General features: G+C 73.4%; 9 protein-coding genes. 1 reads left to right on the plus strand and 8 read right to left on the minus strand.

The genetic code is table 11. The features are described from left to right. Positions 1-87: 87 nt before the first annotated feature. The 4 genes from M8J73_RS16870 to M8J73_RS16885 all read right to left on the minus strand — a co-directional run bounded on the left by M8J73_RS16870 (position 88) and on the right by M8J73_RS16885 (position 7,168). Entirely contained in the window at positions 88-1,893 is a 1,806-nt protein-coding gene (locus M8J73_RS16870; RefSeq protein WP_055540289.1) for a GMC family oxidoreductase, read from the minus strand. An 80-nt stretch (positions 1,894-1,973) separates the two neighbouring features. Further along, positions 1,974-3,605 (minus strand): succinic semialdehyde dehydrogenase, encoded by a 1,632-nt coding sequence (locus M8J73_RS16875; RefSeq protein WP_055540290.1) that lies wholly within the window; start codon positions 3,603-3,605, stop codon positions 1,974-1,976. A gap of 227 nt (positions 3,606-3,832) precedes the next feature. Further along, complete coding sequence (locus M8J73_RS16880; protein ID WP_063799248.1) at positions 3,833-5,638, minus strand: serine/threonine-protein kinase; 1,806 nt, start codon at positions 5,636-5,638, stop codon at positions 3,833-3,835. 138 nt (positions 5,639-5,776) lie between these two features. Then, a complete protein-coding gene (locus M8J73_RS16885; RefSeq protein WP_055540292.1) occupies positions 5,777-7,168 on the minus strand; it encodes a diacylglycerol/lipid kinase family protein in 1,392 nt (463 codons plus the stop codon). Between the two features lie 553 nt (positions 7,169-7,721). Here M8J73_RS16885 and M8J73_RS44835 point away from each other — a divergent pair. Beyond that, positions 7,722-7,850 (plus strand): hypothetical protein, encoded by a 129-nt coding sequence (locus tag M8J73_RS44835; RefSeq protein WP_274757564.1) that lies wholly within the window; start codon positions 7,722-7,724, stop codon positions 7,848-7,850. Between the two features lie 18 nt (positions 7,851-7,868). On the opposite strand, the gene M8J73_RS16890 is transcribed toward M8J73_RS44835, so the two are convergent. The 4 genes from M8J73_RS16890 to M8J73_RS16905 form a co-directional block, all read right to left on the minus strand. Next, positions 7,869-9,644: a serine/threonine-protein kinase gene (locus M8J73_RS16890; protein ID WP_249828771.1), complete on the minus strand. Its 1,776-nt coding sequence runs from the start codon at positions 9,642-9,644 to the stop codon at positions 7,869-7,871. 208 nt (positions 9,645-9,852) lie between these two features. Further along, entirely contained in the window at positions 9,853-11,673 is a 1,821-nt protein-coding gene (locus tag M8J73_RS16895; RefSeq protein WP_055543092.1) for a serine/threonine-protein kinase, read from the minus strand. A 164-nt stretch (positions 11,674-11,837) separates the two neighbouring features. Continuing rightward, a complete protein-coding gene (locus M8J73_RS16900) occupies positions 11,838-13,808 on the minus strand; it encodes a serine/threonine-protein kinase (RefSeq protein WP_249828772.1) in 1,971 nt (656 codons plus the stop codon). 244 nt (positions 13,809-14,052) lie between these two features. Further along, on the minus strand, positions 14,053-15,749 hold a 1,697-nt coding region (locus M8J73_RS16905), incomplete at its 5' end, for a serine/threonine kinase C-terminal domain-containing protein (protein ID WP_505016638.1).

The raw sequence follows: 15,749 nt of genomic DNA on the forward strand, positions 1-15,749 counted from the left end.
GCATGCCTCGCTTGTCACACCTGGCACACGAGAGGAGGACCCGCGCTCGGAGGGGGGTGCGGGTCCTTCTCCGGCTTCTTTCTTCAGCTACTTCTTCGGCGGCACCGTCGGCACCGGCATCAGCGGCAGCCGCAGCGCGCCGAAGGCGTCCGCCGGGACCGCCGGGTTCACCGGCTCCACCGGGCGGAGGCGTTCGTACGCCGCTCCGGGGGCGGGACGGTGGTCGGGCTCGTCCTTGTTCGGCCAGTGCGACATCGCGCGCTCGGCCTGCGCCGTGATCGTCAGGGACGGATTGACCCCCAGGTTGGCGGAGACAGCGGCGCCGTCGACGACCGAGATGCCCGGGTGGCCGTACAGGCGGTGGTACGGGTCGATGACGCCCTCCTCGGGGGTGGCGCCGATGGGGCAGCCGCCGAGGAAGTGCGCGGTGAGCGGGGTGCCCATCAGTTCGCCCACGTTGCTGCCGGCGAACCCGTTGATCTCGGCGGCGATCGTGGACGCGGCGGCCGAGGCGGCCTCGATCTGCTTGGGGTTGGGGGCGCCGTGGCCCTGCCGGGCGGTCAGCAGCCCCTTGCCGGGGCCCTTCGGCTTCAGATACGTCGTGAGCGAGTTGTCGAGGGACTGCATCACCAGGCCGATGATGGTCCGCTCGGACCAGCGGCGGTTGGACAGCGAACGGGCCACCAGCAGCGGATGCCTCGTCGCGTGGGCCAGCCAGCCGAGCACGCGCGACGCGCCCGACGCCGTACCGCCCGCGTACGGGACCTGGAGGATCGACAGACCGCCCATCGCGTTGGAGCCCTTGCCGTAGCGGACCGGCTCGATATGGGTGTTCTCGTCGGGGTGGATGGACGAGGTGATGGCCACGCCCCGGGTGAAGTCCACGTCAGCCCCGTGGGCCTTGCGGTAGCGGCGGTTGTCGGTCTGGGCGCCGACCAGGGCCTCGGAGTTGGTGCGGGTCAGCATGCCCAGCCGGTCGGAGATGTGCGGCAGTTGGCCGTGGGCCTTCATACGGTGCAGCAGGGTCTGCGTGCCGTAGGTGCCGGCGGCGAGGACGACCCTGCGGGCCTTGAAGACACGGCCCCCGGAACCGCCCTTGCCCTTGCCCCGGCCCGCCTTGCGGCGTTCGTCGGTGGGCAGGGTGGTCACGGCGAAGCCGCCCTGCGAGTCCTCGGTGAGGGCGACCACCGTCGTCATCGGGTGGACGACCGCGCCCGCCTTCTCGGCGAGGTGGAGGTAGTTCTCGTTGAGGGTGTTCTTCGCGCCGTGGCGGCAGCCGGTCATGCACTCGCCGCACTCGGTGCAGGCGTTGCGGGCCGGGCCCGCGCCGCCGAAGTACGGGTCGGGGACCTGCTCGCCGGGCGCGGCCTTGGCCTTGCCGTCGGCGTCCTCGCCGTCACCGAAGAACACGCCGACCGGGGCCATGTGGAAGCTGTCGCCGACGCCCATCCGCTCGGCGGCCGCCTTCAGGTGCACGTCGGACGGGGTCATCGTCGGGTTGAGCCGTACGCCGAGCATGCGGCGCGCCTGGTCGTAGTACGGCTTCAACTCCTCCTCCCAGTCCGTGATGTCCTTCCACTGGGGGTCCTCGAAGAAGGGCTTCGGCGGGACGTACAGGGTGTTGGCGTAGTTGAGGGAGCCGCCGCCCACGCCGGCGCCGGCGAGCACCATGACGTTGCCGAGCAGGTGGATGCGCTGGATGCCGTACATCCCGAGGGCGGGGGCCCAGAGGTAGTTCCTCAGGTCCCAGGAGTTCTTGGGCAAGGAGTCACGGGTGAAGCGGCGCCCTGCTTCCAGGACGCCGACCTTGTATCCCTTCTCCGTGAGGCGCAGGGCGGTCACGGAGCCGCCGAAGCCGGAGCCGACGACGATGACGTCGTAGTCGTACGACACGTGTTCTCCTCGTTGAGAACGGTCCTGGTCTGCGTTGAGAACGGTCCTGGTCCGCGTTGAGAACGGTCCTGGCGGGTCGGCTACCTGAGCCGGAGCGCCTTCATGACCTTGAGGCTGGTGCTCATGAACTGCGCGTACTTCTCGTCGTCCATGCCGAAGGCCGGGGCCATCGGCAGGACGCGCTGCTGGGCGACCGTCTGGGCCTCGGTGTACTTGAGGATGCCCTCGGAGCCGTGGCGGCGGCCGAGACCCGAGTCCTTCATGCCGCCCATCGGGGACTGGACGCTGCCGTACGCGGAGGCGTAGCCCTCGTTGACGTTGACCGTGCCCGCGCGCAGGCGGGCGGCGACGGCGCGGCCGCGGCGGCCGTCCTTGGTCCAGACGGAGGCGTTGAGGCCGTAGGCGGTGGCGTTGGCCTCGTCGATGGCCGCCTCCTCGTCCTTGAAGCGGTAGACGGAGACGACGGGGCCGAAGGTCTCCTCGTTGCAGACGGCCATGGGTTCGGTGACGCCGTCGAGGATGGTCGGCTCGTAGAAGTAGGGGCCGATGTCGGGGCGGGCGACGCCGCCGGCGACGACCTTGGCGCCCTTCGCGACGGCCTCGTCCACATGCCGGGTGACCGTCTCCAGCTGGCGGTCGCCGACGAGGGAGCCCATGTCGGCGCCGTAGGCGAGGGACGTGCCGAGGCGCATCGCCCTGGTGCGGGCGGCGAAGCGCTCCAGGAAGGCGTCGGCGACGGACTCGTGGACGTACAGGCGCTCGATGGAGATGCAGAGTTGGCCGGCGGAGGAGAAACAGGCGCGGACGGCTCCGGCGGCCGCCTTCTCTATGTCGGCGTCCTCCAGGACCAGCATGGCGTTCTTGCCGCCGAGTTCGAGGGAGACCCCGACGAGGCGGGCGGCGGCGCCCTGGGCGACCTCGCGGCCGGTGCGGGTGGAGCCGGTGAAGGAGACGTAGTCGGCGTGCCGGACGACCTCCGGTCCGATGACCGGGCCGTCGCCGAGGACGACCTGGAAGACCTCGGCGGGCAGACCGGCCTCGACAAGGAGGTCACGCGCCCACAGGGCGGTCAGGCAGGTCTCCGTGTCGGGCTTCATCACGACCGCGTTGCCGGCGACGAAGGCGGGGATGGCGTCGCCGACGGAGAGTTCGAGCGGGTAGTTCCAGGGGGCGATCTGGCCCACCACACCGCGCGGGTGGCGGAGTTCGACGACCTTGGTGAGGGTCGGTACGGCGCCTGTGTGCCGCTTCGGCTTCAGGTACGCGGGGGCCTTGCGGCCGTAGTGGCGGGCCGCGACCGCGACGGCCTGGACCTCCTCGTGGGCGTGCAGCCGGGCCTTGCCGGTCTCCAGCTGGATGAGGTCGAGCACCTCGGCCTGACGCTGCAGGACGAGGTCGTGGAAGCGGAGCAGGACGGCGGCGCGCTCACGGACGGGCACCTGCGCCCACACGGCCTGCGCGGCGCGGGCCCGCACGTACGCCTTCTCCACGTCCTCAGGGGTGGACTCGGGCAGGTCGGCGAGCTTCTCACCGGTGAACGGCGTGTGGTTGGCGGTCCGGCCGGAGCCGACCACACCCTTGGTGAGCTGGGCGACCAGCTCGGGGGTGACCACGTCGGCGGCGGTACGGGCGCCCGCCGGGGCGGGTGCGAGGGGGTTGGTGCCGGTCGTCCGTGCCGTGCCGGTCTTTTCGGGGGCCTGCGAGTCCGTCATGACGCGCAGGGTATTCCGGAGCGGACGACTTTGGGTACCCGGCGGTAACAGGCTTTCACCGGCCGCACACACCGTGCCAGTGATCAGTGGCACGAAGACGCTGATCAGCGGGTTGTGCGCCCGCTGCCGCGACTTGGTCACATCGCGCGGAACGCCGTCCTCACCCCGGTGGAACCCCGGCGTCACCTCGGCCGAGTCCCGGCGTCACCTCGGCAGGAGTCCCGGCGTCACTCCGTGAGGATCTTCAGCCGCTCGCGTGCCCCCTTGAAGACCGCCGTGCCCTTCTTCTCGTCCGGCGTGCCCTTCGGCATGTCCACCCGGAGGGTGAACATCCGGCTGTCGTCGGTGCGGACGATCAGTTCCAGGACGCGGGTGGGGGTGCCACCGTCCGCGTAGTGCGTGGTGTCGGCGAGCACCGCCTCCTGCCCGTCGAAGCTGGTACTCGTGTACTGCGCGGTGGACTTCACGCCGCTGCCCACGATGTCCGAGGAGTCCTTGGCCTCCTTCATGGGCGACGTGGGCGCCTTGTCCCACTGGGTGAGGCGCACCCGGATGACCTTCTCGCCGTCGTAGGTGACCGTGCGGGACGCGCCGCCCCCGCCGCGCTTCTCGCCGCTCTTCCCGCCGGTCCGCTCGTACGAACTCGGGAGGGACAGGACGGCGTTCATCTCCTTCTCGCGGTGCGCGACCCAGCGGGTGTCGGCGCCGTACGGGGACTCCGACGCGGCACCGGACTCGGGGCTGGACGAGTCGGGACGGCCCGAGAACGCCCCGATGTGCGGCTCGGGGACCGCGAGACTGTCGTCCTCGGCGCCGATCAGCGTCCCCATCCAGACTCCCCCGCCGACGAACAGAACCCCGGCGACGGCCCCTACGGCGACCAGCCGCCGGGGCGGACGCCTGCCGGGCCGCCGGGCGGGCACGGGCCCCCGTACGCCGACGGTCACCGACGGGGTCGCCGACGAGTCCCCGGACACCTGCTCGGGACCGGCGGTGAGAGGGACCTCTGGGGCGTCCTCGGGGTCGGCCGCGGCGACGGCCGGTGCCGCCTCCTCACGTAACGCCGCGCCCGGCCGTTCGCCCGCGAGTCGCAGGGTGCCCTCGTCCTCGCCCAGTTGCTTCAGCTCCGACGGCAGTTGCGTGTCCGGGGTCCGGCCCTCCGCCACATCGGTCAGGATCCGCGCCGCCTCCTCGGCGTCCGGGCGGTCCGCCGGATCCTTGGCCAGAAGCCGTACGACCAAGGGGCCGAGGGGGCCCGCCCCGGTGGGTGCGGGGGGCTCGGTGGAGAGGATCGCGGCGAGCGTGGACTCCGGGGACGTACGGCGGAACGGCGACGCGCCCTCGACGGCGGCGTACAGGAGGACGCCGAGCGACCACAGGTCGGAGGGCGGCCCGGCGGCACCGTGCCCGGACATGCGCTCGGGCGCGACGAACTCCAACGAACCGACGAACTCCCCTGTCATGGTGAGCGATTCCTCGCCCTGGACGTGGGCGATGCCGAAGTCGGTGAGGACGACCTGGCCGTGCGGCCCGAGCAGGACGTTGGCCGGTTTGACGTCGCGGTGCACGATGCCGACGCCGTGCGCGGCGTGCAGCGCGCCGACGACGGCGAGGCCGATACGGGCCGACTCGGCGGGGGTGAGGGGACCGCGCCGGAGCCGTTCCTGGAGGGACTCTCCGCGGACCCACTCCATGACGATCCAGGGGTGGCCGTCGTCGATGACGACGTCGTGGATGGTGACGGCCGAGGGGTGGTCGACGCGGGCGGCGGCGCGGGCCTCTCGGTAGAGGCGGTTGGCGGCCCGGCGGCGCTCCTCGTTGTCCGGGTCGTCGGGGTCGCCCGGCAGCCGGGGCTGCTTGACGGCGACCTCACGGCCCACCAGTTCGTCGACGGCCAGCCACACGGTGCCCATGCCGCCGGACCCGATGCGCTCGGTGAGGCGGTAGCGACCGCCCACCAGACGGTCGTCGCACTGGGTGGTCCGGGCGCCCAACCGGCGTGCGTCGCGCTGATGTTCGCCGTCATCACTCATGCGACATCAGTACCGCGCCGAAGCGGGACTTGTCGACGTACGGCCAAGACGCCGGGCGCGCCGCCGGCCTGTCGACGTACGGCCAGGCCGCCGGGCGCGCCGCCGGCCGGAGCGGCTCGCCGGTCGCCCTCCTCCCCTCTAACGCCGACGGTTCCACAGGTCCTCGGCCCAGCCGTACCGTTCGCGGTGCTTGGGCAGGGCCGTGCGGCCGACGGCGGCGGCGAGCTTGCGCAACCGGCGCCAGTCCAGCGGCGGTTTGGGCTCGGGGACGCCGGGCCGGTCGCGCGGCACCCGGACACGCAGTGCTTTGTGTGAGATCCGGCAGTGGACCGGGGTGGGCAGGACGAGGGCCTCGCCGTCGACACCGACCTCGATCTCCGGCCGGTCGGCTTCGACCACGATCTCGTCGGCGATGAGGAGGCTCAGGCCGGGCGCGTTCGGCCCGAGGACCAGGCTCGCGGCGTCGGCCGCGCTGTCGACCCGCACGCCCACCACGCCCAGGACGCCGGCGTCCAACCGCTCCCGGCGGCCCAGTCCGACGAGGTCGTCGCTGCGGTAGACGTTGTTGCTGACCAGCACGGCCTGGGGCGCGTCGATCACGGCGTCGCCGATCCGGGCGGTGAGCCGCGGACCGCGCTGGTGCGTGAGCAGTTCGGGCAGCAGTTCCAGTGTGGTGCGGACCTTGTCGTCGCGGTAGGCGGGGCTCTGCACGACGGCCGCGTACGCGCCGAAGGACGCGTTGTTGACGAAGGGGTGGCCGCTGGCGTACCCGAGGTCCACATGGAGTTCGACGCCCTTGTCGGTGAGCGCGTCGAGGCAGGCGGCGGGGTTGTCGCGGTCGAGGCCGAGGTCCATGGCGAAGTGGTTGCGGGTGCCGGCGGAGATGACGAGGAGGGGCACGTCGTAGGCCGCGGCGATGGCGGCCACCTGGGCCTGCGTGCCGTCGCCGCCGGCGACGCCGAGCAGGTCGGCGCCCTCCCGGACCGCGTCGCGGGCCAGCACGGCGACGTCCTCGTGGTGCTCGGGATCGAGCAGGTGGACGCGGGCGCCGAGCCGTTCGGCCCGCTCCTTGAGCCGGAAGCGCTCGACCTTCCCGCCCCCCGACTTGGGGTTCATGATGAGGAAGGGCCGGGTCGGGGCAGGTGTGCGGTGTTCGGGCACGTCCACCCGGTGCGACTTGGTGAGGCTGAGCGCGAACTTCCCGGACCACACGGCCGCACCCCACAGTGCCGCCGACACGACCACGACCCACAGCAGGTTGACGGCCGCGAACCACCAGATGACGGCCACCGGCGCCGCCACCGCCAGCATGGCCGCCGCCATCCGGACGGCGCCCCGATGGGTCAGCACCCACCACAGCGCGGCCACCGTCAGGCCGGCGCCCAGGAGCAGGCCCGCGACGAGCAACAGGCTCGCCTCCCGCGCGTAGCCGATCGGCAGCAGGACGGCCAGCGCCGCGCAGCCGAGAGCGGCCCGCGCCGCCCAGCGCTGTCGCGCATGAGCCCGCACGTCCAGGTGTTCGATGCCCACGCCCGCCGCCCTCCGCGCCGATCATGCACTTGACACGGCATGTTAGGGCCAGGGAGCGGGCCAAGGCGATGGCCTGCCGATCATCCGCGGGAACGCCGTCGCGAGCCCCGCACGGGGCGACCCGCGTACCCCCATGGGGGTCATGGTCGGGGTCCGGGCCGGTTCCTGGCGGCGCGGCGGGGTGTTGGGCGAGTCGGCGTGGCCGACGAAACGCGGAGCCCGACACCCATGAAGATCACCTTTCTGCCGCACAACGCGTACGCGATCGGCGGCACGGTCCGGTCGACCCTGAACCTCGCCGGGGCGCTGGCCGCCCGGCACGAGGTCGAGATCGTCTCGGTCCTCCGGACGGCGGAACAGCCGCTGCTCGGTGTGCACGGCGACGTCCGCCTGGTCCCGCTGGTCGACGAGCGCCCCGACTCCGCGGCGTACGACGGCGGCCATGAGCTGATGGCGCAGCCTCCGCGCTGGTTCCGCCCACCGAGGGGACCTGTTCCTACGGCACGCCACCGACGCCGAACCGGTCCGTCTCGGACGGCTGTTCGGCGACATCGTGGACCGCAAGGACACCGACACGTACCCGGAGGTCACGCTGCCGACGCGGTCGGGCGCCTCCGTGCGGGCCCGCTACTTCTTCACCGTCACCAACGACCTCGCCGTGCGCGTGTCCCGACCGGAGTGAACCCCCGCCTCGGCGTGTCTACAGCTTGTCGATCTCCAGGGTGTCGATGGCCGTCCGGGCGATCTCCCGGCCCTGCTCGGTGAAGTGCCCCTTGCCCGGATAGTCGATCCAGAGCCGGTACGTGTCGCCGTTCTTCGCCCGGTAGTAGAGGACCCGCGCCTCGCGCAGGCGCGGGGACTCGCTGTCGGTGGTCGTGTACACGATGGTGTTCTCGGCGGCCTCCCGCTCCTGGTACGTGGCCTCCTTCGGCTTGCCCCTGGGCGCGGGGTCGTCGGCGATGTCCCAGGAGTACTCGCCGTCCTTGAGCATGGCCCAGTCGGCGTAGGCCTTGTCCAGCGCGGTGGCCGGGATCTCGTTGTCCTTGTCGTCCGCCTTGATGTCGCGGTCCACGGCGATCTGGATCAGCCCGCTCGGATCGCTGTACGACGCGTAGGTGTCGTCCGCCTCGTCCGGCTCGTACTTGTCCTTCGTGAAGTCGCCGGGCACGCCGACGCTCGCGGCGACCCTGCCCCCGAGGTCCCGCTGCTTCCAGCCGTCCGGCAGCGGTCCGGCGAAGGGGTCGGCGACGACCAGGTACGCCGTGACCGCGGCCGCGACCACCACCGCGGCGAGGCCCGCGAGGGTCTTGGGGCCGAGGCGCAGGCCCTTCCCGGCCGGGGCGGCGATCTGCTGGATCACCTGAGTGGGCGCCGGGGCCGGCGGGTTCGCGGCGGCCTCCAGGAGTTCGCGGACGCGGGCGGCGTTCGGACGGCGCGCCGGGTCCTTCTGCAGCAGGCCGTTGATGGCCTCGGCGAGCGGGCCCGTGGCCGACGCGGGCGCGGCGGGCGCGGCGTTGAGGACGGACTGCAGCGTGGCGGGCGTGTTGCTGCGCCGGAAGGGTGAGACCCCTTCGGTGGCGGCGTAGAGGACGACGCCGAGCGACCAGAGGTCGGAGGCGGGGCCGGGGCGCTGGCCGAGCACCCGCTCCGGGGCGATGTACTCGGGGGAGCCGACGAAACCGCCGGTGTCCGTCAGATTGGTCTCGCCCTCGATCTGGGCGATGCCGAAGTCGGTGAGGACGACCCGGTCGTGGCGGCCGAGCATGACGTTGTCGGGCTTGACGTCGCGGTGCAGGATGCCTGCCGCGTGCGCGGCCTCCAGCGCGCCGAGCACCTCCAGGCCGATCCTCGCCGCGTCCCGCACCCCGAGGGTGCCCTCCTGGAGGGCGTCGCCCAGGGAACGCCCCTGCACCAACTCCATGACGATCCACGGCCGGTCGTCCACGACCGCCACATCGTGCACGTTCACGACCGCCGGATGATCGAGCCTGGCCGCGGCCCGTGCCTCGCGGCGCATCCGCTCGTAGGCGTTGGCCCGTTCACGCTCGGGAAGATGGTCCGGGACGCGGGGCTCCTTGACGGCGACCTCCCGGTCCACCGTCTCGTCCTTCGCCCGCCACACCGTGCCCATCCCGCCGTGCCCGAGCTTGGCGAGCAGCCGGTAACGGCCCGCGATCAGCCGTCCGGCACCGGGGTCCTGCGCGGGGGGCGCGGACGGTCCGGGCGGGGTGGAGGAGGCGGAATGAGGCTGCGGGCCGGGCGGGGCGGCCGGGGCCGGGTGGGACGGCGGGGCGGGCTGCGGCGCCGACTGCTGGGGGTGCGCCACGTGCTGGGGGTGCGCCGACTGCTGGGGCTGGGCCGGCGGCGTCGGCTGCGCGTACGGGTTGCCGGGGTACGGCACGGCGGGCTGCGGCGGTTGCAGTCCGAAACTCGTCGGCTCGCCGGATCCGTAAGGGGCTCCCCCGTTGCTGCTCATATGCTCATCTGTATCGCGACAGCCGTCGGGCTTCCAGTCCGGTCGCTTTCCAGTCACAGACCCGTGACGCGAGAAGCCCCTTATTTCCCTTTTACAAGCGTACGGTGACGTCCCCTTACGGACCCACGAAGGTGTCCACCACGCCCTCACGGACCCGCGAAGGTGTCCACCGCGCCCTCACGGACCCACGAAGGTGTCCACCGCGCCCTCACGGACCCACGAAGGTGTCCACCGCGACGTCGAAGTACTCCTTCGCCTCGCTCACCCTCCCGACCGGCGCCGAGACCCACACGTCGTACAGCTTCCCGTCCTGCTCCCAGCACAGGTCGTACGTGTGCCGGGGGCCCTCCGCCGAGCTGAAGCCGTCCCAGGTGAACTCCCAGAGCGCCGCCGGCCGCCCCTGGTGCGTCGTCCTGGACACCCGGCCGTCGCGGTAGCCGGGGTTCGTGGAGGGCCCCTTCTCGTGGGCGCGCCGCATCACCGCGACCGGTCCGCCCTCCTCCGGGTCGTCGATCTTGATGCCGATCCGGATCGACTGCCCCGGCGACATGTAGAAGACCCGCTCCCCCTGCGGCTCCCGGGTGAAGTCCTCCGGCACGGCGAGGCTGAAGCCCCGGTCGTCCCGGGCGAGCCGGTACCCGGAGGGCACGGTCGGCGCGGTGGCCGCCCGCGACCGCGTCACGGTGGGCGTGGCGCCGCCCGACGAGCCCGAGGACGTCCCCGACGACGCGCCCTCCGTCGTCCCGGACGCCGTACCGGAGCTCGCGTCCGAGGCCGTCCCATCGGTGCCCGGCGTGTCGCGCCCGCTCGACTGGCCCGCCGAGCCGGACGGCGTGTGCGACGCGCCGGGCGTCCGGGGCGACGATGTCGTCGGCGTGCCGCCCCCGGGGCCGCCGCCCTCCCCCAGCAGCAGCGCGGCCGCCGACACACCGGCCCCGGCCATCGCCGCGACCAGCGCGGCGGCGACCAGGACACTCCGGGTCGGCTGGGGCCCCCTGGGCCGGCCGGGCTGCTCCCGCAGAGCCGCTGCCTGGTCGTGCGCGGGCCCGCCGGGCTGCCCCGGTTGTTCGGCGTGCTCCCGGTGCCCGGCCTCCGGCGTGTCCTGGGGGGCGGTCGGCGGGGCCGTGCGCGGCATGTCCCGCCGGGTCGGTGTGTAACCGGTCGAGGTGCGCGGCCCCTTGGGCGGTCTCGGCGTACGGCCGGTCTCCCGGAACGCGCGCAGCAGCCGCTCCGCCTCCGCCGCGCCGAGCCGCTGGTCGGGGTCGCGCTCCAGCAGTCCGCGGATGACGGGGAGCAGCGGGGCGGCCTGGGCCGGTGGCCGGATCTCGTCGAAGACGACGGCGTGCAGGATGCCGCCCAACGAGTCGCGGCGGAACGGCGATTCCCCGCTGAGCACGGTGCACAGCAGCGCGCCCAGCGACCACAGGTCGGATTCCGGCCCGGTGCGGACCCCGGACATCCGTTCCGGCGCGGTGTACTCGGGCGAGCCGACGAACGACCCGTTCTCGGTGAGCGTGGTGGCGCCCGCGACCTGGGCGATGCCGAAGTCGGTGAGGACGACCCGGTCGGTGCCCTTCTCCATCAGGACGTTCGCGGGTTTGAGGTCGCGGTGCAGAACGCCCGCGTCGTGCGCCCGCCGCAGCGCGGCCAGCAGGGCGAGCCCGATCCGGGCCGCCTCCCGCGCGTCGACCGGTCCGTCGGCCGCGACCCGCTCCGCGAGCGAACCGCCGTCGATGAACTCCATGACGATGTAGGGGCGTTCGTCCTGCTCGACGACGTCATGGACGACGATGATGTGCGGGTGGCCGAGCCGGGCCACCGCACGGGCCTCCCGCAGGGTGCGTTCGCGCAGCTGCCGGGACGTCTCCTCCGGGAGCGAGGGATCGAGGGCCAGCTCCTTGACCGCGACACGCCGGCCGAGGAGTTCGTCGGTGGCACGCCACACGATGCCCATACCGCCGCGGCCGATCCTGGCCTCCAGCCGGTACCGGCCCGCTATGACGCGGACGTTCTCCCCCTCGGTCCCCATGCGCCCCATCATGCCGCACCGGACCGAAACCCTCCGGTGCCGCGGGACAGGGCTGGCCGACAAGCGACGTACGCGCGTCTCGCGAGCGCCGTGAACGCGCCACGCGTGGGCCCCGGCCCCGAGGCGGGCGGCACTGGGGTCGGCCTACGCCGGCGCCCCTCGGGTCACTTGCGTGCCTCTCGCCAGCTGCGCAGCACCGTGTCGAACTGTTGGCGCGCGGTGTCCCAGTCGGCGGCGGGCGAGGACATGTAGATCGTGTACTCGACGCCGTCGCGGGCGAGATACGTCTGTTCGATCGCCCGGCGCGGGCCGGGGAAGTCGGTGTCCTGGGCGGCGTTCCAGGTGAAGTCCCAGAGCGCGCCCGGACGGTCGCGGTAGAGGTTCTTCTTGAGGCCCACCCGCCGGTACGCGGGGAGCCGGTCCTTCACCTGTTCCTCCAGGTCGAGCTGGTGGTGGTAGGGGCTGTCGAAGTCCGGGGAGTCGTCGACGGCCACGCGGAGGAAGTGCTCGCCGCCGTCCGGTGTGTAGTCGATCTGCGCGCCCTGCACCCGGCGCTTCCACCCTTCGGGCAGAGCGAGGCTGAACCCTTCCGGGTCCTCGACGCGAACCCATCCCTCGGGGACGCCGTCCGTCGCCGGCTGACCCTGGCCCGTGGTCGTGCCGCCGGTCCCGGCCGTCGTACCGGCCGTGGCCGAGGTGTTCTCCGTCCGCCACTCGTCCGCGTAGTGCATCGTGGCGGCGCCCGCGCCGCCGATGAGCGCGGCCAGCACGGCGACGAGCACGACGGTACGGCCCCGTCCACGCCGTGTGGCGCCGCCGGGCGCGGAGGCGGGGTCGTAGCCGGGGGCGTGGCCAGGGGCGTGGCCGGCCATCTGGCCGCCGGGAGGGAAGCCGGTCGCGGGCGTGGCGGAGTGCACGAAGCCGCCGGGCGGCACGGCACCCCCACCGGCATGCCCCGCCCCGTACGCCTCCCCACCGGTGTGCCCGCCGGGCCCGCCGCCGTGGGGCCCGCCGTACGCAGGGGCGGAATGGGCGCCACTGGCACCCCCCTCACGCACCCCGTAGGGACCGACGCTCGCGGCCCGGCCATCAGCCCCGTGCGAGCCACTGCCGGCCCAGCCGTCCGCCCCGCGAGAGCGGCTCGCGGACCCGGAGCCCGTGTCAGGCGCTCCGTCCGCCTCGCTCACCGCGTCCCGGCCACGCCGACCGGAATCCGTACCGGCCGCCCCAGTCGTCCCCGCCGGGCCCGCAGCGCCCTCCGTCGTCTCCGTCCCCGCCTCCTGCTGCCGCGTGGCCACGTATGCCTCGGCGACGCGCGGCCGTCGGCCCTCCGCGGCCTCGGCGAGCATCAGTTCGGCGTCCTGCGCACCCGGCCGTACGGCGGGGTCCTTGCACAGCAGCGCGGCGATGACCGGGCCGAGCGGACCCGCCGCCACCGGTTCGGCGGCCTCCTCGCTCACCACGGCCTGCATGGTGGTGAGCGGGGTCGTGCGCCGGAACGGCGACTTGCCCTCCACCGCCGTGTACAGCGTGGCGCCCAGCGACCAGAGGTCCGACGCGGGCCCGGGTTCATGGCCGCGCACCCGCTCGGGTGCGATGTAGTCGACCGAGCCGACGATCTCCCCGGTGCGGGTGATCGTCGTGTCGCCCTCGACCTGGGCGATGCCGAAGTCGGTGAGCATGACCCGCCCGTCCTCGGCGAGCAGGACGTTGCCGGGCTTCACGTCACGGTGCAGCACACCGGCCTGGTGGGCGGCGCGCAGCGCGCGCAGCACCCACATGCCGATCCGGGCGGCCTCCCGCGCCTCGATGCGTCCCTGTTCCCTGACCGCGTCGGCGAGTGAGAGTCCCTCGACCAACTCCATGACGATCCATGGCCGGTTGTCGTGCTCCAGCACGTCGTGCACGGTGACGACGGCCGAGTGGTTGATCCGTGCCGCAGCGCGTGCCTCCGCCCGGGTCCGCGCCAGCAGGACGGCCTGCTCGTTCTCCGAGACGTACAGCGCGGCCGTCAACTCCTTGACGGCGACGGCCCGGTGCAGCACCTCGTCCCGGGCACGCCACACCCTGCCCATGCCGCCGCTGCCGATGACGTCGACGAGACGGTAGCGCTCGGCGATGAGCCGGCCCTGCATCTGATTCACGTTGCCCCGCAATGCTCTTGACAGGGTCAGGTTAAGGAGCGGTGCTCCCCCCGGGAAACCGGCACGGCCGCACAGAGACAGCACTGTGACGGTTCTCGCTTCCGCGAGCGGAGCGCAACCTTCCGCCGCCCTCGCGGTTCGGGCTCCCCACTCCTCGATGCGGCAAGGTCGGCTGCCTGGTGGAGCACCGTCAACTCCCCTCTGGCCGCAGGATCGACGCTCCCGTGGAGCGGGGTCAGTCGGACACCCGGTAGGTGTCCGCGGCCTGCTCGTACAGCCGTGTCACCTCGTCCCGCTCGGCCTCCGGCCCACGCACCTGCACCACGTGGTACTTGCCGTCGAGGAGTATCGCGAGGTTCCGCACGAAGACGCCGCGTCCCTGGCCGTCCTGCCAGGTGAACTGCCCCTCGGCCATGGTGACCCCGCCGACCTCGACCAACCGCATGCCCCCGGAGGTGGCCCACGTCGAGTCGCGGAACGGCTGGAGTTCCCGCTCGCCCTCCCGCTGGTACTTCAGCGGATCGCTGCCGTACGTCGCCGTGCTGTCCCGGCCGGGTACGACGATCAGCTCGAAGCTTCCCCGGGAGTAGACGACCTGGCCGCGGCCGTTCTTGGGGCTGCGGTCCCAGCCGGTGGCGACGGCGACCTGGAAGCCCTCGGCGTCCTTGCGCAGGGTGAAGCCCTGGGCGACCTCGGGGCCGCCGGTCTGGGTCTGCTCCGAACCGGACGACTCCGACGGGCTCGGCCGGCCCTCCCCCTTCTCGCCCCCGTCGGGCGAACTGGAGTTCTGGTCGGGTCGGGACTGGCTGCTCGCCTCCGGCCCGGCACTCGGTTGTCCGGCCGCGTCGCTCCGGCCGCCGTTGCCGACGCCGTCGCTGCTCGGCTCGGCCTTCGGCATGAACACCATGGCGTACGCGACCGCCGCGGCCAGCGCGAGCAGGATCAGCAGGAGGAGGGTGCGGCCGAGCTTGCGGGGCTGCGGGGGCTTCTCCTCGCGGGCGCGCCGGTGTCGGGCGTGGACGCTGGTCGCGGGCACTTTGGCGCGGCGCCTGCGGACGAGTTCGCCGCGCCGCCGGACGATCGGCAGCCGGCTCGCGTTCACGGGCGGCGCGGCGACGACATGGGTGCCGGCCTCGGGCTCCGGCGCCGACCGCACGAGGGAGCGCAGCCAGCCGCGCAGTTCCTCGAAGTCCAGTCGCTCGGTGGGGTCCTGACGCAGCAGCGACTCCACGACGGGGCGCAGCGGTCCGCACTCCTCGGCGAAGGCGGGCGGTTCCGAGCACACCATCTCGACCAGCTCGGCGGTGTTCTCCTCCGGGTACGGGGCGTGCCCCTGCACCGCGCGGAACAGCAGCGCGCCCAGCGCCCACAGGTCCGTCGCGGGTCCGATCGGGGCCGCCAGCTGCCAGTTCTCGTGCACCGGGCCGGCCTGTTCCGGCGCCCAGCGCTCGGTGACCGGTCCCACCACCGCCATCCGCGCCTGCCGCGCCCGCTCGGCGGCGAGCGCCGTGGCGGGCCCCCGTCCGGACGCCGCCCCGGCGGCGCGGTCCCAGGGCGTGGCGTCGGTGGCTCCGGCGGGCACCGGCACGCCGCTCGTCGCGGTGCCGTCGCCCATGACGCCGTCGGGGCGGGCGTCGCGCGGAGCCGGGTGGTTCCGTCCGTCGGTGCCGGTTCCGTGCATGCCGCCGCGGGGCTGTGCGCCGTGCCAGGCGGTCGTCGTGCCGCGGCCCGCGCGGACGCCGTACGGGTCGGCGATCTGGCCGGGGGGTACGGGGCTCGTCGCCAGTCCGGGGGCGAGGCCGTCCTCGCGGCCGGTGGCCGGGGGTGCCGTGCCGTCGTGGGTCGCGCCGGGCGCCGGCCGCTGGGCGGGCAGCCCGCTGCCGGGGCCGCCTCGCCGGTCGTCCTGGACGCGGGCCGCCGCGCGGGCACCCG

This window comes from Streptomyces neyagawaensis (genome assembly GCF_023516595.1).
Taxonomy (GTDB): Bacteria; Actinomycetota; Actinomycetes; order Streptomycetales; family Streptomycetaceae; genus Streptomyces; species Streptomyces neyagawaensis.

Bases quoted from the DNA above. Each gene is read 5' to 3' on its own strand.
- M8J73_RS16875 (WP_055540290.1), bottom strand. From the start codon at position 3,605: ATGACGGACTCGCAGGCCCCCGAAAAGACCGGCACGGCACGGACGACC.
- M8J73_RS16895 (WP_055543092.1), bottom strand. From the start codon at position 11,673: ATGGGGACCGAGGGGGAGAACGTCCGCGTCATAGCGGGCCGGTACCGG.
- M8J73_RS16900 (WP_249828772.1), bottom strand. From the start codon at position 13,808: ATGCAGGGCCGGCTCATCGCCGAGCGCTACCGTCTCGTCGACGTCATC.
- M8J73_RS16880 (WP_063799248.1), bottom strand. From the start codon at position 5,638: ATGAGTGATGACGGCGAACATCAGCGCGACGCACGCCGGTTGGGCGCC.
- M8J73_RS16890 (WP_249828771.1), bottom strand. From the start codon at position 9,644: ATGAGCAGCAACGGGGGAGCCCCTTACGGATCCGGCGAGCCGACGAGT.